The sequence below is a fragment of the Methylobacterium sp. CM6246 genome, assembly GCF_054818005.1.
In genome coordinates this window covers 1,916,785-1,937,074 of record NZ_JBTXKY010000001.1, presented here as the reverse complement: position 1 = coordinate 1,937,074, position 20,290 = coordinate 1,916,785, and the positions used below count along the sequence as shown (strand labels likewise).

The window sequence follows — 20,290 nt, the reverse complement described above, 5'->3', positions numbered from 1 at the left end:
GACTCAGCTCCGGGGTCGAAAATACGCCTCCAGCACCCGCTCGTAGATCGCCGTCAGCCGGTCGAGATCGGCCACCGCCACGCATTCGTCGACCTGATGCATGGTCTCGCCGACCAGCCCGAACTCGATTACCGGGCAGGCATCCTTGATGAAGCGCGCGTCCGACGTCCCACCGGTGGTCGACAGGGCGGGCGTCAGGCCGGTCTCGACCCGGATCGCCTCGGAGACGAGGTCCACGAAGGCGTCCGGTTGGGTCAGGAAGGCGGGTGCGTTCGACGGCTGCAGGTCCAGGCTGAAGCGGATCGCGTTGCTGGCCGCCTGCTCCAGTCGCCTGCGGAGTTCGGCGCCCAGGCTCTCGGCGGTCCAATCGTCGTTGAACCGGACGTTGAAGGTGGCACGGGCGGTCGCCGGGATCACGTTGGTGGCCGGGTTGCCGACGTCGATCGTGGTGAATTCCAGGTTCGAGGCATCGAAATGTGCCGTGCCGCGGTCGAGCGGCTCCGCGACCAGCGCCGAGGCGAGCCGCAGCAGCCCGGGAATCGGGTTCTCGGCCTTATGCGGGTAGGCGACGTGGCCCTGGCGGCCCAGCACGGTCAGCTTGCCGGTGAGCGAGCCGCGGCGGCCGATCTTGATCATCTCGCCGAGCTGACCCGGATTGGTCGGCTCGCCGAGCAGGCAATGGTCGAAGCGTTCGCCCCGGGCGCGGGCCCAGTCGAGCAGCTTGACCGTGCCGTTGACCGCCGGCCCCTCCTCGTCGCCGGTGATCAGGAAGGCGATGGAGCCGGCGAAGTCGCTGCCCCGGCGGCCCAGGAACGCCAGGGTCGCGGCCAGCATACAGGCGATACCGCCCTTCATGTCGGCGGCGCCGCGGCCATAGAGCATGCCGTCCGCCACCGCCCCGTCGAACGGTCCGTGGCGCCAGGCCCCGTCGCCTTCCGGCACCACGTCGGTGTGGCCGGCGAAGACGAGGCAAGGACCACGCGTGCCGATGCGTGCGTACAGGTTCGGCGTATCGGGATAACCCGGCTCGGCGAAGACCGGCCGCTCGATCGCGAATCCAACCGCGCCGAGAGTCTGCGCAACCACATCGAGGGCGCCGCGATCCTCAGGGGTCACGGACGGGCAGCGGATCAGCGCTTGAGCGAGCGACAGAGCGGAATGGTCGGTCGGCATGGGGCGTGTCCCGGAACTGAAGAATTCGGGCGGCCCCTTACAGCAAGTCGGGCCGCCCGGAGACGGGAGATGAGCGAGACCCTGACATCCCAGAGCGTTGTTGTTTCCGCAGCGCTTTTCCCGGAGTGCATACAGCGGCAGCGGGATGCAATCCGGGGTCCAGCACGAAGGCACGCGCAGCGTCCACCGGATCGTCTGTGCCGCTTCTCGGTGCGTTCGTCACCTGGATCCCGGATCGCCTTCCACCGACCCGGCAGGCGGCCAGGAAAGGGCGGCCAGCGGTTCCGTCCTCGACCTGCCACGAAAGGCCGTGGGCTGGCCTCGGCCACGGACCGCCGCGGCGCCGTCATCGGGCCGCGGCGGCTGGCGGGCCCGCCTACTTCGTCACGATCAGCTGCACGTCACCGTGGCGGCGCAGCACTGAGACCGTGACGTCGTCGTCGTAGCGCTGGAACCGGATGTCCAGGCGCGAGTGCCCCAGCTTGACGTTGTAGAGCGTCACACCGTCGAGGAAGCCGGGCAGGACCGGGTTCTTCAGCCGGACGCTGTTGCGGTCGTGATCGAGCTCCAGGCCCAGGCAGGCGGCCAGGAACGCGAACGGTGCCGCCGCCGCCCAGGCCTGCGGGCTGCAGGCCACTGGGTATGCCACCGGCCCGCGCTGGCGCCGGCGCATGAAGCCGCAGAACAGCTCCGGCAGCCGCTTCTGGTCCTGGTAGAGCGAAGTGTCGAACATCCCCTGGAAGATGCGCGCCGCCTCGTGCTTGCGGTCGTAGCGGGCCAGCCCCATCGCGATCAGGGCGTTGTCGTGCGGCCAGATCGAGCCGTTGTGGTACGACATCGGATTGTAGCGCGCCTCGCCCTTGGCGATGGTGCGCACGCCCCAGCCGTTGAAGCCGTCCTTGCCCAGCAGGGTCTCGGCGACCCGGGCGGCCCGCTCCGGCTTGGCGATTCCGGTGAACAGCGCGTGCCCGGCATTCGACGAGCGCACGGCGCACTGCTTCTTGGAGCCGTCCAGCGCGAGTGCGTAGGTGCCGATCTCCTCGTTCCAGAACGCGGCGTCGAAGCGTTCGCGCAGGGCGGTGGCTTCGTGCGACAGGCGCTCGGCCATCGGATCGTGCCCGAGCAAAGCCGCGAGCTTGGCCATGCCATTCTTGGCGGCGTAGACGTAGCCCTGCACCTCGCACAGCGCGATCGGCCCCTTGGCGAGTTGGCCGTCGGTGTGGAAGATCGAATCGTGGCTGTCCTTCCAGCCCTGGTTCTCGAGGCCCTTGTCGGTGTCGCGGGCGTATTCGACGAAGCCGTCGCCGTCGCGATCGCCGTACCGGTCCATCCATTCGAGGGCGAGTTCCAGGGACGGCCAGATCGCCCGGATGGTCTCGAGATCGCCCGTGACGGCGTAGTACTCCCAGGCCAGCATCACGAAGAGCGGCGTGCCGTCGATGGTGCCGTAGTAATGACGGAAGGGCACCTCGCCGAGCATCGCCATCTCACCCCGGCGGGTCTCGTGCAGTACCTTGCCGGGCTGGGCATCGGCTGCCGGATCGACCGCCCGGGCCTGGGTCGCCGCGAGGTAGCGCAGGACGCCGCGGCCGAACTTCGGATCGATCCACAGCGCCATCATGGCGGTGATGATGCCGTCGCGGCCGAACACCGTGGAGTACCATGGGATCCCGGCGAACGGGTAGATCCCCTCCGGCGTGCGGCTCGCCAGCATGTAGAGGTCGGCCGTGGCCCGGCACAGGCCCTCGTTGAACTGGTCGTTCGACGAGATGATCGTGGTGATCCCCGCCGTCAGCTCGCGCAGGTCCCGGCGAGCATCGCGATAGGCCCGGGCGAAGATCATGCCCTCGGCGAGGTCCTTCGGCTCGCGACGGGCGCCGCCGACATTGGCCGCCAGGGTCAGCTTGGCGGCCGCGTCCTCGCCGACCATCTCGGCACCCGGGGGCTTGGTGAAGGCCCGGTGGGCTTCGAAGGCCACGCGGATGAACAGGGAAGCACGGCCCTCCGGCGGCAGGGACACGTCGAAGGCGACGCGGCCCGGCTCGATCACGTCCGGCTTCGGGCCGAAATGGAGCGAGGTCGTCCGCACGATCTCATCGAGCCCGACGTAGCGGAACTGCACTTCCCGGTCGCTCGCGACCAGCACGCCGCGCTTGCCACGCTCCTTGCGGTCCGTGCCGCGCACTTCGAACAGGTCGCGGTAATCGGCATCGAACGTGATGGCGATGCGCAGGCGCCGATGCTTCGAATCGAACGAGCGCAGGCCGATGCGGTCGTAGCAGGCGCCCCGGAACAGGAACTTGGTGCGCTCGATCGCGATGGTCTCGCGCGGGATCGAGGTCTCGTCGTGGGCGTCGAGGCGGATGTCGGGCGTCGTCATGTCGACGCTCAGAGCGCCGTTGTCGTCCTGCATGACCGAGGACAGCATCAGCGGACGCTGGCCCTCCACCGTGAGCTCGAGGCGGGACAGATACCGGGTGTCCTGGAAGTACAGACCCTCCGGCCCGGGCTGGACGCCGATATCCCCGTAGGAGTCCAGGACCCCGAACGCCTCGCCGAACTTCAGGGCCCGCAGCGGGCGCTCGACCAACGAGGTGTGGGCCTCGATGTGGTAGGTCGGCAGCACATCGTCAGCGTCCTGGAAGCCGGGCGCCACCGAGACGGTGCCGCCCTTTGTCCGCGCGGTCGCATCATGGGCCGCCGTATTCTCCGCCGCCATGCAGAACGTCTCCGAGTGCGTGTGAGGGGTACGAATCGAGAGGGCCGCCGCATCGGTACTGATGCGGCGGCCCTCGTGACCATTCGGATGAGGCGCCTTTGCGACGCTAGGCCGGGCTGGCCGTTCCTCGCAAGCCCGATGCCGAATCTCAGGCCGGCATCGCGGCGACCGAAATGGCCGGACGCGCGGAGCCGTTGACGTCACCGTAATGCGGCTGGAACCCGGACTTCTGCATCTGGATCACGTCGGCGCCCCGGGACAGAAGCTCCTCGTAGGCGGCGACATACTTCTTGACCATGCACTCAGCGGTGAACTGGCTTTCGAAGTGGCGGCGCACGCCCTCGCGGCTCATGGTCTTGACCTTGGCCACCGCGTTCACCGCGTCGTCCATCGTCTCGCAGAGCACGCCGCTGACACCGTCCTTGATCACCTCAGGCACGGAGCCGTTACGGAACGCGATCACCGGGGTTCCGGCCGACATCGCCTCGATCATGACCAGGCCGAAGGGCTCCGGCCAGTCGATCGGGAAGGCGAGCGCCAGGGCGTTGCCGAGGAAAGCCTTCTTCTGCTCTTCGTTGATCTCGCCGATGTACTCGACCAGCGGGTGATGGGTCATCGGCTCGATAACCTCGTCCCAGTAATCCTGGTCCGCCTTATCGACCTTGGCGGCGATCTTGAGCGGCGTGCCCGAACGGATCGCCATCTCGATGGCACGGTCGGGGCGCTTCTCCGGAGAGATGCGACCCAGGAACGCCAGGTAGCCGCCGGCGGCCTCGGGGGTGTACGGGCAGTTCTGCGACGGCAGGCCGTGATGGATCGTGGCCAGCCAGTTGACGTTCGGCGGCATCGGCTCGCGCTGGTTGTCGGAGATCGACACGAGCGGCATGCCGGTGAAGGTGCGGTAGACGGGCATGAAGTCCGGAACGTCGAGACGACCATGCATCGTGGTGATGCACTTGTGGTTCAGATCCTCGAACATCGGATACTGAAGCAGATCGATGTGGAAGTGCAGGATATCGAACTCGTGCGCCCGGCGATGGACCTGATGCAGCATAGCCAGGTGGCTGGCGGTGTGATCCCGGTAACCGAGCAGACGCAGGCCTTCGGGCGTGCAGGCCGCAAGCTTGGCCGACGTCTCCGAATCGCCGCTGGCGAACAGGGTGACGTCGTGGCCCTGGCGGACCAGTTCTTCCGTGATCCAGCTGACGACGCGCTCGGTGCCGCCGTAGAACTTCGGAGGGACGGCCTCCGACAACGGAGCGATTTGGGCAATGCGCACGAAGTGTCTCCTGGTTGGCCGACTTTGACGAAAGATCTAACCCTGCCGGCCTGAGCGGGACATGAATGAAACCGACGGCCAAGGTTATGGTTCCTGCGCCTGCAGGTTGTCTCGATAACTTTTGTGCAGCGCGGAAGCTGTCCCCGCATTCCCCGATGCGCGCCCACCCTCGGGCTTCGGCTGCGGCGCACCCCGATGCCACCGAAGCCGTTGCCGTGGCTTCGCGTTTCTGTCATAAGCCGCCCCGCGTCGAACCGCCCGGCCGATAGGGCTGCCGTGGCGGCTCGTGCTGCTCCACCAGAAGCATCATCGCGCACACCTCATCCGACCCTCACGGGTCGGCCCGGAGGAATTTTCGCGCAACGGAGAGCCAAATGCCCAAGCTGAAGACCAAATCAGGCGCCAAGAAGCGCTTCAAGATCACCGGCACCGGCAAGGTGATGTACGCCCAGGCCGGCAAGCGCCACGGGATGATCAAGCGGACGACCAAGCAGATCCGCAACCTGCGCGGCACCACGACCCTGTTCGAGGGCGATGCCGCCAATGTGAAGAAGTACTTCCTGCCGAACGCACGGTAAGCCTTCGACACCCGTTGCCACTGTCTTTCGTCGAAACCAGGAGATAACCGATGGCCCGCGTCAAACGCGGCGTGACCAGTCACGCGAAGCACAAAAAAGTTCTGAAGGCCGCCAAGGGCTATTACGGCCGGCGCAAGAATACCATCCGCATCGCCAAGCAGGCGGTCGAGAAGGGCATGCAGTATGCCTATCGCGACCGCAAGAATAAGAAGCGCACGTTCCGCGCCCTCTGGATCCAGCGCCTCAACGCGGCGGTCCGGGAGCATGGCCTGACCTATTCGCGCTTCATCAACGGTCTTGCCAAGTCCGGCATCATCGTCGACCGCAAGGCGCTGTCGGAGCTGGCGATCCACGAGCCGGCGAGCTTTGCCGCCGTGGTCGAGAAGGCCAAGGCCGCCCTCCCCGAGACCACCGCTAAGGCCGCCTGACTTCAGGCCCTCGGCGAGACACAGGAAGGCGCGGCTCTCCCCCGAGAGTCGCGCCTTCTGCGTTCCCGGGGCGCGGCCCGGCCACGCGCGCGCTTGCGCGACGGCGAACAACGCGCGAGAGCACGCCGCGACGGCGGCTCCGACAACCCTGCTCGAAGGCAGCGATGACCGATCTTGATACCCTCGAACGCGACCTCCTGGCTCAGGTGACGGCGGCCTCCGACGAGGCGGCGCTCGACGCGGTGCGCGTCGCCGCACTGGGCAAGAAGGGCAGCGTCTCGGACCTGCTGAAGACGCTGGGCGCGATGACGCCGGACGAGCGCAAGGAGCGCGGGCCCCTGATCAACGGCCTGCGCGACCGGATCCAGGGCGCCGTCACCGCTCGCAAGACCGTCCTGATGGAAGCCGCGCTGGAGGCTCGCCTCGCCTCCGAGCGGGTGGACGTGACGCTGCCGCTGCGGGACGCCCCGGAGGTCCGCGGCCGGATCCATCCGATCACCCAGGTGATCGACGAGATCACGGCGATCTTCGCCGACATGGGCTTCGCCGTCGCGGAAGGCCCCGATATCGAGACCGACGAACTGAACTTCACGGCGCTCAACTTCCCGCCCGGCCACCCGGCGCGCGAGATGCACGACACCTTCTTCCTGGCGCCGGACCACGCCGGAAAGCGCAAGGTGCTGCGCACCCACACGTCACCCGTCCAGATCCGCACGATGCGGTCGCAGACGCCGCCGATCCGGGTGATCATCCCGGGCCGGACCTACCGGCACGATTCCGACCAGACGCACACGCCGATGTTCCATCAGGTCGAGGGCCTGGTGATCGACACGGCAGCCAACATCGCGAATCTGAAATGGGTGCTGGAGGCGTTCTGCAAGGCGTTCTTCGAGGTCGATGGGGTGAAGATGCGCTTCCGCCCATCGTTCTTCCCATTCACCGAGCCGTCGGCCGAGGTCGACATCCAGTGCTCCCGCAAGGGCGGCGAGATTCGCTTCGGCGAGGGCGACGACTGGCTGGAGATCCTGGGCTGCGGGATGGTCCACCCGAACGTCCTGCGCAATTGCGGCCTCGATCCGGACGCGGTGCAGGGCTTCGCGTTCGGGGTCGGCATCGACCGCATCGCCATGCTCAAGTACGGCATGCCGGACCTGCGTCCGTTCTTCGAGGCGGATGTCCGCTGGCTGGACCATTACGGTTTCCGGCCGCTCGACGTGCCGAGCCTGATCGGCGGTCTGACGGGGTAGGGAGAGGTTTGGGGGGGACCATGATGACGAGGGCGAGCGCGGAGATCCGTAATGCCGCGTCTCGGCAATTCCATCATCTCCGATCTTCTTGAAGTGGCCGAAATGCCAGCCCACCAGAGCGGTCGGATGAACTTGCGCACGGCACCGCTGCGACGTGCCGTGAGCACTGTCTATTACACCGTCTCCCACGGTCTTTGTTTCGATGGCTCGCGCCAGAGAGGCCGTGGAGGCCCTTGAGTCCCTGGGCGACGACCAGCGCCGCAAGCTGGCTATCCTCCTCATAACGAAAGCCCGGCTCTCCTGAGCCAAGAGGTTACGATCGATGAAATTCACCCTCTCCTGGCTCAAGGACCACCTCGACACCGAGGCTTCCCTCGACACCATCACCGAGACGCTGACGCGCATCGGCCTCGAGGTCGAGGGCGTCGAGGACAAGGCGGCCGCGCTCAAGCCCTACGTCGTCGCCCGGATCCTGACAGCCGAGCAGCATCCGAACGCCGACCGTCTGCGGGTCTGCACCGTCGAGACCGGGGCGGGCGTGCCGATCCAGGTGGTCTGCGGTGCGCCGAACGCACGCGCGGGTCTCGTGTCGGTGTTCGCGCCGCCCGGCACCTATGTGCCCGGGAAGGCGATCACCCTCTCGGTCGGCACGATCCGCGGCGTCGAGAGCCACGGCATGCTGTGCTCGGGGGCGGAACTCGGACTCGGCGAGGACCATGATGGCATCCTCGAACTCCCGGCCGATGCGCCGGTCGGCCAGGGCTACGCCCTCTATGCCGGGCTCGACGATGCGGTCATCGAGATCAACCTGACGCCGAACCGTCCGGACTGCACCTCGGTGCACGGCATCGCCCGCGACCTCGCGGCGACCGGGATCGGCAGCCTCAAGCACGAGGCCGCGCCGGGCGTGCGCGGCGAAGGTCCCTGCCCGGTCGAGGTCGACCTGGCCCTCGCGCCGGAGGATCGCGGACTTTGCCCGCTCTTCGCCCTTCGACTCGTGCGCGGCGTGAAGAACGGTCCGTCGCCGGCCTGGATGCAGGCCAGGCTGCGGGCGATCGGTCTTCGACCGATCAACGCCCTCGTGGACATCACCAACTACGTCACCTTCGATCGCGGCCGGCCGCTGCACGTGTTCGACGCCGCCAAGGTCTCGGGCAACCTGACGGTGCGGCGGGCCCACGGAGGCGAAAGCCTCCTGGCGCTCGACGGACGGACCTACACGCTCACCGACGACACCGTGGTGATCGCCGATCAAGCCGGCGTCGAATCGATAGCCGGCATCATGGGTGGCCAGGCCTCCGGCTGCGACGAGTCCACCACGGACGTGCTGATTGAATCGGCGCTGTGGGACCCGGCCAACATCGCCCAGTCCGGGCGCCGGCTCGGCATCATCACCGATGCGCGCTACCGGTTCGAGCGCGGCGTCGACCCGGCCTTCACGCTCCCCGGCCTGGACCTCGCCACGCGCCTCGTGGTCGATCTGTGCGGCGGCACGCCCTCCCAGTCGACGATCGCCGGCGAGCCCCCGGAATCGGAGCGGATCATCGATTTCCCGTGGACCGAGGTGCGGCGCCTGGCCGGCATCGAACTGCCGCAGACCGAGATCAAGCTGATCCTGGAGACGCTGGGTTTCCAAATCTCCGGCACCGGCGACCGGGTGGAGGTCCTGACGCCGTCCTGGCGGCCCGATGTCGAGGGCAAGGCCGACTTGGTCGAGGAGGTCATCCGTATCGCCGGCCTGGACCGGATCGAGCCGAAGCCGCTGCCGCGAATTGCCGGGATCGGCCGGCCGCTGCTCACGGTGATGCAGAAGCGCACCCGGACGGCCAAGCGGGCCCTGGCGAGTCGCGGCCTGATGGAAGCGGTGACCTGGTCCTTCGTCCCGCATTCCGATGCCGAGCTGTTCGGCGGGGGCGGCGCCGACCTCGTGCTCGCCAACCCGATCGCGTCCGAACTGTCGGACATGCGCCCGAGCCTGTTGCCGGGTCTGCTGCGGGCGGCGCAGCGCAACGCCGACCGCGGCTATCCGGATGCGGCCCTGTTCGAGGTCGGTCAGTGCTTCGCCTCGGACGAGCCGGAAGGGCAGAGCATCCGCGCCGCCGCCGTGCGCCGCGGCAGCGCAACCCTGACGGGTGCCGGGCGCCATTGGGACGGCTCGGCCGGGACGGTGGACGTCTTCGCCGCGAAGGCCGACGCCCTCGCCCTGCTGGGCGCTCTCGGCGTGCCGACCGGCGGCCTCCAGGTTACGGCAGGCGGCCCGTCCTGGCTCCACCCCGGACGCTCGGGCACGCTGCGCTTCGGGCCGAAATCCGAGATCGGCTGGTTCGGCGAGGTCCATCCGCGGACCCTGCAGGCCCTCGACCTCAAGGGCAGCCTGGTGGCGTTCGAGATCGTGCTCGACGCCCTGCCTTTGCCCAAGCACAAGCCGACCAAGGCCAAGCCCGCTCTGACCCTCTCCGAGTTCCAGCCGCTGTCCCGGGACTTCGCCTTCGTGGTCGGCCGCGACGTCCCGGCAGGCGACATCGTCAAGGCGGCGCAAGGGGCGGAGCGCAAGCTGGTCACCGGCGTCGAGGTCTTCGACCTCTACGAGGGGACCGGCGTGCCGGACGGGTCCAAGTCGGTGGCCATCGCGGTTCGCCTGCAGCCGGTGGAGCGCACCCTCACCGATGCCGAGATCGAGGCGGTGAGCGCCAAGATCGTCACGGAAGTCTCGCGCCGGACCGGCGCGACCCTGCGGTCCTAAGGAAAACGGCATGAACCGGATCGCAGCGCTCATCGAGGACCTGGCGGTGTCCGAGCACCTGCCGACCAAGGCGCTGCGGGAAGCGCTCGGACATCCGGCCGAGATCGCCGATGCGACTCTGCCGCTGCTCGAAGCCGCGGCCGAGGGGCGGGAGATCTCGCCGGAGGACGCCAACCTCCTGTTCTGGGGCGTGCACGTCCTGGCGCATGCCCGGGATACGCGCGCCCTCGCGCCGCTCCTCAAGCTCCTCCGGCAGGACGAGGAAACGCTCGACGCGATCCTGGGCGACGCCGTGACGGCGACGCTCTCCAAGGTCGTGGCGAGCCTGTTCGACGGCGATCAACTGCCGCTGTTCCGGCTGATCCTCGACAGCACGGTCGATGACCTCACCCGCATGGCGCTGCTGTCAGCCTGCACCTTCCTGGCTTTGGAAGGCCGGATCGCGCGCGAGGCGATGCACGACCTGCTGGTCCGCTTCGACGACGCGCAGGCGGCCGTCGAGGAGGGACCGGCCTGGGTCGGCTGGGAGGAGGCGATCGCACATCTGGGCTTTCGCGATCTCGCCCCGCGTGCCGCGGCGGCTCGGGCGGACGGGCGGATCACCGACGAGATCAGCGACGCGGCCTGGTTCAAGGAGGCGCTGCGCAAGGCCGAGACCAAGCCGGAGGACCGGGACCGGCTCGGGCCCTACCAGTACGGCTATCTCGACGATCCGGTCGAGGCGCTCGACTGGACCGCGGAGCGCGCCGGCGAGCCGCAGCGCAATCCGTTGAAGGATGTCGGGCGCAACGATCCGTGTCCCTGCGGCTCGGGCAAGAAGTTCAAGAAGTGCTGCCTCGGCAAGGCGGAGACTGACGGCCCGTGGATGCCGCCGGGCGCTCTACTGAGCTGAGGCCGCGGTGCCGCTGAGCGGATTGTCCGGGTCCCAGCCGTAGCGCAGCGTCTCGAATCGCATCGAGCGGGCGTCGACCATGAGCAGGCGCCCGACCAGCGGTTCGCCGAATTGGGCCACGGCGCGGATCACCTCCATGGCCATCAGCGAGCCCATCACGCCGGCCAGCGCCCCGAGCACGCCGGCCTCGGCGCAGGCCGGCACGCTTCCGGGCGGCGGCGGGTTCGGGAACAGGCAGCGATAGGTCGGATTCGGCTTGCCGTCCGGGCCGGTCTCGTGCGCGCGGATCGTGGTGAGCGTCCCGTCGAACCGGCCGAGCGCAGCGGTCACCAGCGGTCGCCCGGCGTGGAAGCAGGCATCCGAGACGGCGTAGCGGGTGGCGAAGTTGTCGGAGCCGTCGGCGACGAGGTCGTAGCCCGCGATCAGATCGACGGCATTGTCCGGCGTGATGCGGAACGGATGCGGGACCACCGCCACGTGCGGGTTGAGGCGTTCGACCGCGTCGGCCGCGCTCGCGACCTTCGGCCGGCCGAGATCCGGCGTGCCATGAATGACTTGGCGCTGAAGGTTCGACAGCGAGACGGTGTCGTCGTCGACGATGCCGATCGTGCCGATGCCGGCGGCCGCAAGATACTGGATCAGCGGCGCGCCGAGCCCCCCTGCCCCGATCACCAGCACCCGGGCCGCCTTGAGGCGTGCCTGCCCGGGGCCGCCGACCTCGGCCAGGACAAGGTGACGGGCGTAGCGTTCGATCTCTTCGGGAGCCAGAGCCATAGCCACGAGATAGTCGCCTCCGCGGCTTTGCGGAAGCGCTACTCATGCGAACGCCGCCCCGGGTCAGGAGGCGGCGTAGATCGCTGTAGCCGAAGGGATCAGCGCGGCGCGAGGATCATGATCATCTGGCGGCCTTCGAGCATCGGCTCGCTCTCCACCTTGGCGATCTCGGCCGTCTCGTTCTTCACGCGCTCCAGGAGGCGCAGACCGATATCCTGGTGAGCCATCTCACGACCGCGGAAGCGCAGGGTCACCTTGACCTTGTCGCCTTCCTCGAAGAAGCGATGAACCGACTTCATCTTGGTATCGTAATCGTGCTTGTCGATGCCGGGGCGGAGCTTGATCTCCTTGACCTCGACGGTCTTCTGCCGCTTGCGCGCCTCGTTCTGCTTCTTCTGCTCGTTGAAGCGGAAGCGCCCGTAATCGAGCAGCTTGCAGACGGGCGGCACCGAGTTCGGCGCGATCTCCACGAGATCGAGGCCGGCCTCCTCAGCGAGAGTCAGCGCGTCGAAGAAGGGGACGACGCCGCGGTTCTGCCCGGTATCGTCGATCAGCTGCACTTCCCGCACCCCGCGAATGTCGCGGTTGGCGCGCGGCCCGTCCTTCTGCGGGGCCGGCATGGCTCTCATCGGTCTACGAATGGCTTCGGTCTCCTGCTGCAACGACGAAACGGCGGATCTGGCGACCCGTTCCGTGGATCCCCTGACCGCCAGCCGTTCCGGTCTGTCCCGGACCTACTACGTTGGAGGAAGCTCCACGAGAGTCAACGGGTCGCCGGCGTGGTCGGTGAAATAATCGGCACCCCGTGGTCGTCTGGCCGGCCCACCGTGCCCAAAGGCACGGGTTTCTCAGCTCTGCCGCCCCAGCAGCTGGGCGTAGACGGCCAGGGTGTCGCCGGCCATGCGCTCCAGCGAAAAATTCGCCTCCACATGGGCGCGCCCGCGCCGGACCAGCGCATCGCGGGCGCTGGCACCGAGAGACAGGGCTTCGGTGAGGGCTGCGGCGAGGGCGCCGGCATCGCCGGGTGGCACCCGCCAGCCGGTCCGCTGGCCGGACGCGACGTCCGGCGGCGCCAGCACCGTCTCGGGGACCGCGCCGAGATCGGAGACGACCACAGGCGTGCCCAGCGCCTGGGCTTCCACGGCCGAGCGGCCGAACGCCTCCGGCTCCACTGACGGGACGGCCACCACGGACGCCGCGCGGAACGCCGCGGGCATATCGGTGCAGTGGCCGACCCGGCGCACGATGCCGCCCAGGCCGCGGGCGGCGATCAGCGCATCGAGCTCGCGCTCGTAGGACGTCCGGCCTTGCGGGTCTCCGGCGAGCACCACCGCGAGGTCCGGCACGCCCCGATCCCGCATCTGCGCCGCGGCGTCGATCAGCACCCGATGCCCCTTCCAGGCGGTCAGGCGGGCAGCGAGCAGGATCACCCGCTCGTGGGGTGCCACGTTCCATGCCCGACGCAGCGCCTCGACCCGTCCGGCGCCCACCGCCACCGGATTGAACACCGCGAGATCCGTGCCCCGGTGGATGACCCGCACGCGATCGCCGGCCTGCTCGGCGTGCAGGCGATGGATCAGGTCGGCGGTGTAGCGCGAGTTGGCGATCACCACGTCGCCCCGGGCCATCACGGAATTGTACAGCACCTTCACGCCGGTCCGGCCGGAATAGCTGCCATGGTAGGTCGTGACGAACGGCAGGCCGAGCCGGCGTGCGGCCCCGAGCGCGACCCAGGCCGGCGCCCGCGACCGGGCGTGGACGATCTGCACGCCCTCTCGCCGACACAGCGCCATCAGCCGCACGACGTTCACCGCCATGCCGACCGGATTCTTCGACGCGGCCGGGAAACGGAGCCAATGCCCGCCCTTCGCCTGAAGCTCGCCGATGAGGCGGCCGCCCTCGGTGGCGACCAGGGCCCGGGCGCCCACCGCGGCCAAGGCGCCGGCCACGTCGACGGTCGTCCGCTCGGCGCCACCGGCATCGAGTTCCGGGATGATCTGCAGGACGCGGGCGCCCGCAAGGACATCGATTTCGGCGGGGAAGCCCGTCAGGCCGCGCGTCACATCACCCATCCGCGCTCGTTCGGCGTGGAGACGCAAGCCTCCCGCCGGCATCTGCAACATGCTGGTACCCATTGCCCCAGCATCGCGGTCGCGCTTTACGGTCTGGTAAACGCAGGTTGAAGCCGATCCGGTCAGGGATGGACTTCTTCAAGCCCGAGATAGGCCTACCGGAGAGATCGATGACCGATACAGGGCCGACCTTCATCAGCGTCGGTGAAGGTGACGCCGCACGCAAGATCGCCGTGCGGTTTCGAGAGGGCGCCGGGCCCCCGGTGGTCTGGCTCGGGGGATTCCGCTCGGACATGACCGCCACCAAAGCCGCAGCCCTGGACGCATGGGCCACCGAGGAAAAGCGCGCCCTGGTGCGGTTCGACTATGCCGGCCACGGCGCCTCCGGCGGCACCTTCGCCGACTGCACCATCTCGTCCTGGCTGGAGGACGCGCAAGCCGTCCTGTCGGCCTACGTGCCCGAGCCGCCGATCCTGGTCGGTTCGTCGATGGGCGGCTGGATCGCAAGCCTGGCCGCCCGCGACCGCGCCGCACGCGGCCAGACGACTGCGGCACTGGTGCTGATCGCACCGGCCCTGGACTTCACCGAGGATCTGATCTGGTCCAATCTCGACGGGCCCGCCCGCGCAGCGTTGACGCGAGACGGCGTGCTCCGGAGGCCAAGCGACTATGCGCCGGAGCCAGATCCGATCACCCTGGCGCTGATCGAGGACGGCCGGAGCAACAGGCTGCTCGAGCACCCGTTCGACCCTGCCTGCCCCGTCCACATCCTGCAGGGGATGCGCGACCGGGACGTGCCGTACCAGCACGCCCTGAAAACGGTGAGCCGCCTTCCCGCCGAGGGTACCGTGCTCACGCTGATCGCGGACGGAGACCACCGCCTGTCACGACCGCAGGACATTGCGCGGCTCGTGGCGGCGGTGGCAGCAATCAGCTGACCGAAGACGGTCTGCCCGGCGTCAGTGCAGGCTGACGGCGTGGAGATCCTGGGCCACGGCATTGGCCAGCACCACGTCGCGGGAATCGGCCAGCATGATCGGCTCGCCGCTCGCCGAGAGGAGTGCGAACAGGTCGAGGCCGGGCATCAGTTCCGGAGCCTGCGGGAACAGGCGACGGACCTCATCGGAACGTATCGGGCGAACGTAGGCGATATGGCCCTCGCCGAGCGCCGCGAGATCTGCCGGATTGAACTCGGTCGGGTCGAGATCGGCGGGGGTGAGGGGCGATGCGTTCAAGTTCGTCATGTTTAGCCCTCCTAGGGTGGCAGAGCGTCTACCTCCGGTCCCGGAGGCACCGGTGGTTCCATCCTGATGTGGTGTGTTTCGGCGGCCAATCAATCGACCGCGGGCATCGCCGGGCTGCGTTCACGCCGCACCCGCGATCGCCGTTGCACTAGCCACGCGCGCCGATATCGATCTTGCGCACGATCCGGTCGGGCTCCGGGCGGACGAGATCGATGGAAAGCAGGCCGTTGGCGAGATCTGCCCCCAGCACTTCCATGCCGTCGGCCAGCAAAAACGTCCGCTGGAACTGCCGCGCCGCGATGCCACGGTGCAGGAAGTGCCGCTCACGCTCGTCCACCTGCCGGCCGCGGACGACCAGCTGATTTTCCTCGAGCGTCACGTCGAGTTGATCCTGGGTGAAGCCAGCCACCGCGAGCGTGATGCGCAAGCGTTCGGGCTCGCGCTCCGTGCGGGGCAACCGTTCGATATTATAGGGGGGATACCCGTCGTTGGCGCCCTTGGCGACCCGGTCGAGCGCCTGCTCGATCTCGTCGAAGCCGAGCAGGAACGGGTGCCCGAAAGGCGAGGGTCGAGTCATCGCGGCCGCCATCCTCACAGCGAGGCCTCCGACACGAGGGCTAGCCGCAGCCCGCGGATCTCCGAGCACCTCGACTCCATGGAGCCCGTCCGGGACAGCGCTCCGCCGGGCGGAACGCCGCCGGTAAACGGATATGGCCAAGCGCGCCAACCCCATCAAGGGAACCGGGAAATTTCCCCGTGGGAAGGAGGGGTGCACCGCGAAAACCATCGAGGAATTGGGATCTTTCGGCAGATTAGGCCAGGATAATCCAGCAAGTCCGAGAACGGCCACGCTTCCAACTAACAGTTTGGAACTGCTCTGATTTTCTCGTCGGGCCTTGATCCAGGAAGCGCCCATAGCTACTGCCCCGACTGGTGATCGTCCGGTTCGGGCGGACACTCGCCGGAAGTTCCCGAACCCGACGGGACGGAGCGGAGTCCCGATGAGCGCGCCTTCGACACCGGCCAGTCATGCGGCGATGCAGCAGGTCGCCGACGTGTGCGGCGATGAGGCCGATATCCTGGCCCTGTCGGTCGCTCGGTTTGTCGCGGCCGGATATATGACCAGCGACATCGCCTGTTGGAATGCCGCCTACGACGGCGCGGAGCAGCTGCTTGGCGCAACGGAAGGCTGCCGTTTCGTCGCGAGCGTGGTTGCGATTGTGCGTGCGCTCCGGGCGGAGCGCGAGGACGACTGGTCCTTCATGCCTGCGAGCTGTTGCCGGGTCACCGGCCACGAATGCGCCCTGGTCGCCCTGATCGGTCGTGGACGACGTCGGCTCTGGGCGGAACTTGAAGAGGCCGCCGCCGAAATCACGGGGCGGGAAGCGGCGCCCCGCCTGGTCGAGGCGGTCCGTGCCGCCGTGGCGACCCTCGACGCGGCGGCGGAGCGCCTAGCGCCGGCAGCCTGCCCGCGGCGGGTCGTGCTTCACTGAGTCGGCCGCTTCGACGGTCTGGTCCGGCGACAGCCGACCCTGAGAAAAGAGGAAATCAGCCTGGTGCTTGCCCTGAGCGTCCCACTGTACCGCCGACGGATCGGTCGGATCGCCCTCGATACGGCCGCGTGCTTCGCACTCTCGGCGCTCCTTGTCGCCTCTGCGCTGGCGCAGGACGCCGGCGCCGATAAGACGCCGCTGAAGCTGCAACTCAACAAGCTGGAGACCGCGGGCGAGGCCTGCCGGGTGACCATGGTGGTCGACAATGCCAAGGGCGTTGGCCTCAAATCGTACAAGGTCGACTTGTTCGCGTTCGATCCCGAAGGCGTCGCCCAGAAGCGCGTCGCGGTGGAACTCGGCCCCCTGCCGGCCCGCAAGACCATCGTGAAGATCTTCGACTTCCCGGGCATCGCCTGCAGCAAGGTCGGACGAGTGCTTCTGAACGACGTTCTGGCCTGCGATGGCGGCGATGCCGCCCGCGAGGCATGCCTGGAGCGGACTGAGACCGAGAGCAAGGCCGGCCTCGCCTTCGACCGTTGATGCGGGCGCCATAAGGGTCTGTTCGACCACACCGCCCGGCGGCGCGCCGCCGGACGGCCAGCGGCTTTCGCCGCCCCTCGATGCGATGGCGGCCCCCGGCCGCGTGACACCACGATCCCAGGAGCCCGCGATGGACCCGACACAAGCCCCGACCGAGGTCGCCCACGACTTCTCGTTCCTCGGCCTGTTCCTGCAGGCCGACCCGATCGTGAAGGGCGTGATGATCCTGCTGGTCATCGCCTCGATCGCGTGCTGGACGGTGGTGTTCGAGAAGATCATCCGGCTCTCCGCGGCCCGGCGTCAGGCGAAGGCGTTCGAGAAGCTGGTGCGGTCCGGTGGCAGCCTCGACGGCAATCACAAGGGCCTGACTGGCCACGTCGTGAAGGCCGCCATCGATGCGTGGCGCGACCAGGACCCGACGGAGACCCGGGCCGAGCGGCGCGAGCGGATCGAGCGGGCCATGCGCGGCGCGCTGGGCCTCGAGGTGAAGCGTTTGCGCACCGGCCTGTCGCTGCTGGCAACCTCGGGTTCGACAGCCCCGTTCGTCGGCCTGTTCGGCACGGTCTGGGGCATCATGAACTCCTTCTCGTCGATCGCACGGAGCCAGGACACCTCGCTCGCCGTCGTCGCCCCCGGCATCGCCGAGGCGTTGTTCGCCACCGCCATCGGCCTGGTCGTCGCGATCCCGGCCGTGATGGCCTACAACAAGCTCGCGGGCGACATCGGCGGCATCCAGAGCTCTTTCACGTCCTACATCTCGTTGCTGGGCGATCGCCTCGCCCGCGAGCGGACGGGGGCCGGACAGCACCGCGCAGCCGCCGAGTAGGTCTCCTGCGGCGCAGGGGCCCTTCGCGAGCGGGCCCGGCGCGCCGCCCCTGATCCAAGGCGCCCAACCGGTCGGCGACGTGCTGCGGCCGAGGACGCCTCGAACCCTGGCTCGAACCGGGCCGAACACCTTCATTCGGAGACGCCGCCATGGCGATGGCATCGCCCCGCGCAAGCGACGATGACGACAACGACGACCTGCCGATGTCGGACATCAACGTGACCCCCATGGTCGACGTGATGCTGGTCTTGCTGATCATCTTCATGGTCGCCGCGCCGCTGATGACGACCGGCGTGCCGGTACAGTTGCCCAAGACCGCAGCCGCCAAGGTCGCGCAGTCGAAGAAGCCGCAGGAGGTCACGGTCGACAAGGACGGCAACCCGTCGATCGCCAAGGAGGTGTTCACCATGGACAGCCTGGTTCCGCGCCTGCGCGAGATGGCGTCGGCCGACAAGGATCAGGTGATCCTGGTCCGGGGTGACCGGGACGTGCCCTACGGCAAGATCATGCAGGTGATGGGCCTCGTCGGGCAGGCAGGCTTCACCAAGGTGTCGCTGATCGCGCAGTCGCCGGGCGGCCCCGCCCCGGCGGCACCGGCCGCCCCCGCAGAGACCGCTCGCTGACATCCATGAGCACGCTGACTTCGACGGATCTGTCGGCCGGGCCCGGCGAGCCGCGCCCGACCGGGCTGCTCGCCGCCTTCCTGGTCGCCTTCGCGCTGCACGCGCTCGTGCTCGTGGCGGTGATGTTCTATCGGCTGACACCGCCGGCGCCCCCCGGCGAGCAGCAGATCTCGATCGATCTGGCGCCGGTGATGACCGAGGCCTCGACCGAGGCTCCGGCGGAGCAGCAGATGAGCCAGGCCGCGCCTCCGGAGGCGAAGCCGGTGGAGCTGCCGCCCGACGAGGCCGTGCAGCCGCCACCGCCCGAGATGACCGAGGTCAAGCCGGACGAGACCGAGGCCGTCACCGAGCCGCCGCAGGAGGTCGTTCCGGTGGAGGCCCAGAGCGAGGTCATCACCTCGACAGCCGAGTCCGCCGAGCCGCTGGCGCCGCCGCCGACCGAGGTCGCCAAGACCGAGGAGCCGCCGAAGCCGACGCCGGATCCGGCCAAGATCAAGGCCGAGCGCGAGGCGAAGCTGCGCAAGATCCGCGAAGAGAAGCTGCGCGAGCAGAAGCGCGAGGAGCGTCTCGAGGAGATCCGCGAAGCGAAGCAGAAGGCAGCCCGCGAAGCGAAGGCGAAGCAGGCCAAGGCCCAGCAGGGGGCCGAGGCGCGCAACTCGGCGTCGGCATCGCGCCAGAACGCCGCCGGCCGGGCCGCCGCGGGCAGCGATCCGAGCGCGCTGCGGCAATGGACCGGAGCGATCAGCGCGGCGATCCATGGTCGGATGAATCCAGGCGCCGCCGCCGGCACCGCCGGAGGTACCGCCATGGTCCGGTTCACGGTGATGCGTTCGGGGGCGGTGTCGGGCGCGGGCCTCGCCCGGTCCAGCGGCGTAGGCCAGATCGACAGCGCCGCCCTGGCGGCGGTGCGGGGCGGCCTGCCGCCGGCGCCCCCCGGCGTGACGCAACCGAGCCTTTCGGTGACGATCCCGCTCAACTATCGCGTGCGCTGAGAGCGAATAGACGGCGCGCGCCGAGGCAGAGGCGCCGGTTTCGATTGAACAGGCGCTCCACGATCCGAGACGAATACGTTCGTCTGTCGAGCACGATCAACAGGCCGGATTCGCCATCCGGCGCGGGAGCGTGCTAATGCCTTTGCGATCACGGCCTCGAACAGTCGTCTCAGGACGGCGCGGCGGGGCGGATCATCCGGCCTTGCCCCTTCACCCCTCGAACAGGCCGGACCCGCTCCAGAGACCGTTCCGGCGCGCGACGCGCAGGACGCGGTTCCGCTGGACCGGGGCGAAAGGCACAGGATGAGCGACGAGACTGAGACCGACCTCGACGAGGCCGAGGACATCCGCGACGCGGAAGCGGAAGCGAAGACCCGGGCCGACAACCGCGCCGAGCGTGCGGAGCGGGCCGAGCGCATGGCCCGCGAGGGCGCGCAGGCGATGGCCGAGCACCACGCGTCGATCAAGGCGATCGACGAGCGGACGCTGAAGCTGCGTTCGCTGCGTCTCGCCAAGGAAGCGGCCGAGGCCGAGGTCAAGGCCGCCGAGGTGCAAGCCAAGGTTGCCGAGAAGGAAGCCAAGGCCGCCGCCAAGATCGCGAGCAAGACTGCAAAAGGTGCCGCCAAGAAGGCCGCGCCGAAGAAAGCCGTCGCGAAGGACTGAGGGC

At 68.6% G+C, this 20,290-nt stretch carries 20 protein-coding genes; 12 read left to right on the top strand and 8 right to left on the bottom strand.

Features of this window, described 5'->3' with window-relative positions:
• Positions 1 to 3: 3 nt before the first annotated feature.
• The 3 genes from dapE to ACYQPG_RS09570 all read right to left on the bottom strand — a co-directional run bounded on the left by dapE (position 4) and on the right by ACYQPG_RS09570 (position 5,171).
• Complete coding sequence (gene dapE / locus ACYQPG_RS09580; RefSeq protein WP_461230797.1) at positions 4 to 1,173, bottom strand: succinyl-diaminopimelate desuccinylase; 1,170 nt, start codon at positions 1,171 to 1,173, stop codon at positions 4 to 6.
• A 376-nt stretch (positions 1,174 to 1,549) separates the two neighbouring features.
• Positions 1,550 to 3,892: an amylo-alpha-1,6-glucosidase gene (locus ACYQPG_RS09575; RefSeq protein WP_461230796.1), complete on the bottom strand. Its 2,343-nt coding sequence runs from the start codon at positions 3,890 to 3,892 to the stop codon at positions 1,550 to 1,552.
• Positions 3,893 to 4,040: 148 nt separating this feature from the next.
• Positions 4,041 to 5,171: a glycosyltransferase family 4 protein gene (locus ACYQPG_RS09570; protein ID WP_147905879.1), complete on the bottom strand. Its 1,131-nt coding sequence runs from the start codon at positions 5,169 to 5,171 to the stop codon at positions 4,041 to 4,043.
• Positions 5,172 to 5,545: 374 nt separating this feature from the next.
• Between ACYQPG_RS09570 and rpmI the strand changes: the two genes are divergently transcribed.
• From rpmI to ACYQPG_RS09545, 5 genes are all read left to right on the top strand, one after another.
• The gene (gene rpmI / locus ACYQPG_RS09565) at positions 5,546 to 5,749 is read left to right on the top strand and encodes a 50S ribosomal protein L35 (RefSeq protein ID WP_007561407.1); all 204 of its coding nucleotides are present in this window, start codon (positions 5,546 to 5,548) and stop codon (positions 5,747 to 5,749) included.
• 50 nt (positions 5,750 to 5,799) lie between these two features.
• Positions 5,800 to 6,177: a 50S ribosomal protein L20 gene (gene rplT, locus ACYQPG_RS09560; RefSeq protein ID WP_147905880.1), complete on the top strand. Its 378-nt coding sequence runs from the start codon at positions 5,800 to 5,802 to the stop codon at positions 6,175 to 6,177.
• A gap of 164 nt (positions 6,178 to 6,341) precedes the next feature.
• A complete protein-coding gene (pheS, locus tag ACYQPG_RS09555) occupies positions 6,342 to 7,424 on the top strand; it encodes a phenylalanine--tRNA ligase subunit alpha (RefSeq protein WP_461230795.1) in 1,083 nt (360 codons plus the stop codon).
• Between the two features lie 322 nt (positions 7,425 to 7,746).
• Positions 7,747 to 10,167, top strand: coding sequence for a phenylalanine--tRNA ligase subunit beta (pheT, locus tag ACYQPG_RS09550; protein ID WP_461230793.1), 2,421 nt, complete (start codon positions 7,747 to 7,749; stop codon positions 10,165 to 10,167).
• 10 nt (positions 10,168 to 10,177) lie between these two features.
• Entirely contained in the window at positions 10,178 to 11,059 is an 882-nt protein-coding gene (locus tag ACYQPG_RS09545) for a DUF1186 domain-containing protein (RefSeq protein WP_461230792.1), read from the top strand.
• Here ACYQPG_RS09545 and ACYQPG_RS09540 read toward each other — a convergent pair.
• From ACYQPG_RS09540 to ACYQPG_RS09530, 3 genes are all read right to left on the bottom strand, one after another.
• Positions 11,048 to 11,833: a HesA/MoeB/ThiF family protein gene (locus ACYQPG_RS09540; protein ID WP_461232443.1), complete on the bottom strand. Its 786-nt coding sequence runs from the start codon at positions 11,831 to 11,833 to the stop codon at positions 11,048 to 11,050. The two genes, ACYQPG_RS09545 and ACYQPG_RS09540, sit on opposite strands and share 12 nt — an antisense overlap.
• A gap of 98 nt (positions 11,834 to 11,931) precedes the next feature.
• Positions 11,932 to 12,453: a translation initiation factor IF-3 gene (gene infC / locus ACYQPG_RS09535; protein ID WP_007561393.1), complete on the bottom strand. Its 522-nt coding sequence runs from the start codon at positions 12,451 to 12,453 to the stop codon at positions 11,932 to 11,934.
• A gap of 228 nt (positions 12,454 to 12,681) precedes the next feature.
• Entirely contained in the window at positions 12,682 to 13,905 is a 1,224-nt protein-coding gene (locus ACYQPG_RS09530) for a glycosyltransferase family 4 protein (RefSeq protein WP_187278889.1), read from the bottom strand.
• A 170-nt stretch (positions 13,906 to 14,075) separates the two neighbouring features.
• Between ACYQPG_RS09530 and ACYQPG_RS09525 the strand changes: the two genes are divergently transcribed.
• Entirely contained in the window at positions 14,076 to 14,843 is a 768-nt protein-coding gene (locus tag ACYQPG_RS09525; protein WP_461230791.1) for an alpha/beta fold hydrolase, read from the top strand.
• Between the two features lie 21 nt (positions 14,844 to 14,864).
• On the opposite strand, the gene ACYQPG_RS09520 is transcribed toward ACYQPG_RS09525, so the two are convergent.
• Together ACYQPG_RS09520 and ACYQPG_RS09515 are read right to left on the bottom strand one after the other, a co-directional pair.
• Positions 14,865 to 15,149, bottom strand: coding sequence for a BQ00720 family protein (locus ACYQPG_RS09520; RefSeq protein ID WP_147854535.1), 285 nt, complete (start codon positions 15,147 to 15,149; stop codon positions 14,865 to 14,867).
• A gap of 148 nt (positions 15,150 to 15,297) precedes the next feature.
• Positions 15,298 to 15,726 (bottom strand): Hsp20 family protein, encoded by a 429-nt coding sequence (locus ACYQPG_RS09515; protein WP_147906003.1) that lies wholly within the window; start codon positions 15,724 to 15,726, stop codon positions 15,298 to 15,300.
• A gap of 460 nt (positions 15,727 to 16,186) precedes the next feature.
• On the opposite strand from ACYQPG_RS09515, the gene ACYQPG_RS09510 reads away from it, so the two are divergent.
• The 6 genes from ACYQPG_RS09510 to ACYQPG_RS09485 all read left to right on the top strand — a co-directional run bounded on the left by ACYQPG_RS09510 (position 16,187) and on the right by ACYQPG_RS09485 (position 20,286).
• Positions 16,187 to 16,642, top strand: coding sequence for a hypothetical protein (locus ACYQPG_RS09510; RefSeq protein WP_461230790.1), 456 nt, complete (start codon positions 16,187 to 16,189; stop codon positions 16,640 to 16,642).
• Between the two features lie 63 nt (positions 16,643 to 16,705).
• Positions 16,706 to 17,182, top strand: coding sequence for a Tat pathway signal protein (locus ACYQPG_RS09505; RefSeq protein WP_147938686.1), 477 nt, complete (start codon positions 16,706 to 16,708; stop codon positions 17,180 to 17,182).
• A gap of 130 nt (positions 17,183 to 17,312) precedes the next feature.
• The gene (locus ACYQPG_RS09500) at positions 17,313 to 18,008 is read left to right on the top strand and encodes a MotA/TolQ/ExbB proton channel family protein (RefSeq protein ID WP_147854539.1); all 696 of its coding nucleotides are present in this window, start codon (positions 17,313 to 17,315) and stop codon (positions 18,006 to 18,008) included.
• 149 nt (positions 18,009 to 18,157) lie between these two features.
• Positions 18,158 to 18,631, top strand: coding sequence for an ExbD/TolR family protein (locus tag ACYQPG_RS09495; protein WP_147905888.1), 474 nt, complete (start codon positions 18,158 to 18,160; stop codon positions 18,629 to 18,631).
• Between the two features lie 5 nt (positions 18,632 to 18,636).
• Positions 18,637 to 19,623: an energy transducer TonB family protein gene (locus tag ACYQPG_RS09490; protein ID WP_147905889.1), complete on the top strand. Its 987-nt coding sequence runs from the start codon at positions 18,637 to 18,639 to the stop codon at positions 19,621 to 19,623.
• A 303-nt stretch (positions 19,624 to 19,926) separates the two neighbouring features.
• Positions 19,927 to 20,286, top strand: coding sequence for a hypothetical protein (locus ACYQPG_RS09485; protein ID WP_147905890.1), 360 nt, complete (start codon positions 19,927 to 19,929; stop codon positions 20,284 to 20,286).
• Positions 20,287 to 20,290: the final 4 nt, after the last annotated feature.

What these genes read in the sequence shown, in the direction of transcription:
- dapE (WP_461230797.1), bottom strand. Translation starts at nt 1,173, where the DNA reads ATGCCGACCGACCATTCCGCTCTGTCGCTCGCTCAAGCGCTGATCCGC.
- ACYQPG_RS09575 (WP_461230796.1), bottom strand. Translation starts at nt 3,892, where the DNA reads ATGGCGGCGGAGAATACGGCGGCCCATGATGCGACCGCGCGGACAAAG.
- rpmI (WP_007561407.1), top strand. Translation starts at nt 5,546, where the DNA reads ATGCCCAAGCTGAAGACCAAATCAGGCGCCAAGAAGCGCTTCAAGATC.
- rplT (WP_147905880.1), top strand. Translation starts at nt 5,800, where the DNA reads ATGGCCCGCGTCAAACGCGGCGTGACCAGTCACGCGAAGCACAAAAAA.
- pheS (WP_461230795.1), top strand. Translation starts at nt 6,342, where the DNA reads ATGACCGATCTTGATACCCTCGAACGCGACCTCCTGGCTCAGGTGACG.
- pheT (WP_461230793.1), top strand. Translation starts at nt 7,747, where the DNA reads ATGAAATTCACCCTCTCCTGGCTCAAGGACCACCTCGACACCGAGGCT.
- ACYQPG_RS09545 (WP_461230792.1), top strand. Translation starts at nt 10,178, where the DNA reads ATGAACCGGATCGCAGCGCTCATCGAGGACCTGGCGGTGTCCGAGCAC.
- ACYQPG_RS09540 (WP_461232443.1), bottom strand. Translation starts at nt 11,833, where the DNA reads ATGGCTCTGGCTCCCGAAGAGATCGAACGCTACGCCCGTCACCTTGTC.
- infC (WP_007561393.1), bottom strand. Translation starts at nt 12,453, where the DNA reads ATGCCGGCCCCGCAGAAGGACGGGCCGCGCGCCAACCGCGACATTCGC.
- ACYQPG_RS09530 (WP_187278889.1), bottom strand. Translation starts at nt 13,905, where the DNA reads ATGGGTGATGTGACGCGCGGCCTGACGGGCTTCCCCGCCGAAATCGAT.
- ACYQPG_RS09525 (WP_461230791.1), top strand. Translation starts at nt 14,076, where the DNA reads ATGACCGATACAGGGCCGACCTTCATCAGCGTCGGTGAAGGTGACGCC.
- ACYQPG_RS09520 (WP_147854535.1), bottom strand. Translation starts at nt 15,149, where the DNA reads ATGACGAACTTGAACGCATCGCCCCTCACCCCCGCCGATCTCGACCCG.
- ACYQPG_RS09515 (WP_147906003.1), bottom strand. Translation starts at nt 15,726, where the DNA reads ATGACTCGACCCTCGCCTTTCGGGCACCCGTTCCTGCTCGGCTTCGAC.
- ACYQPG_RS09510 (WP_461230790.1), top strand. Translation starts at nt 16,187, where the DNA reads ATGCAGCAGGTCGCCGACGTGTGCGGCGATGAGGCCGATATCCTGGCC.
- ACYQPG_RS09500 (WP_147854539.1), top strand. Translation starts at nt 17,313, where the DNA reads ATGGACCCGACACAAGCCCCGACCGAGGTCGCCCACGACTTCTCGTTC.
- ACYQPG_RS09495 (WP_147905888.1), top strand. Translation starts at nt 18,158, where the DNA reads ATGGCGATGGCATCGCCCCGCGCAAGCGACGATGACGACAACGACGAC.
- ACYQPG_RS09490 (WP_147905889.1), top strand. Translation starts at nt 18,637, where the DNA reads ATGAGCACGCTGACTTCGACGGATCTGTCGGCCGGGCCCGGCGAGCCG.
- ACYQPG_RS09485 (WP_147905890.1), top strand. Translation starts at nt 19,927, where the DNA reads ATGAGCGACGAGACTGAGACCGACCTCGACGAGGCCGAGGACATCCGC.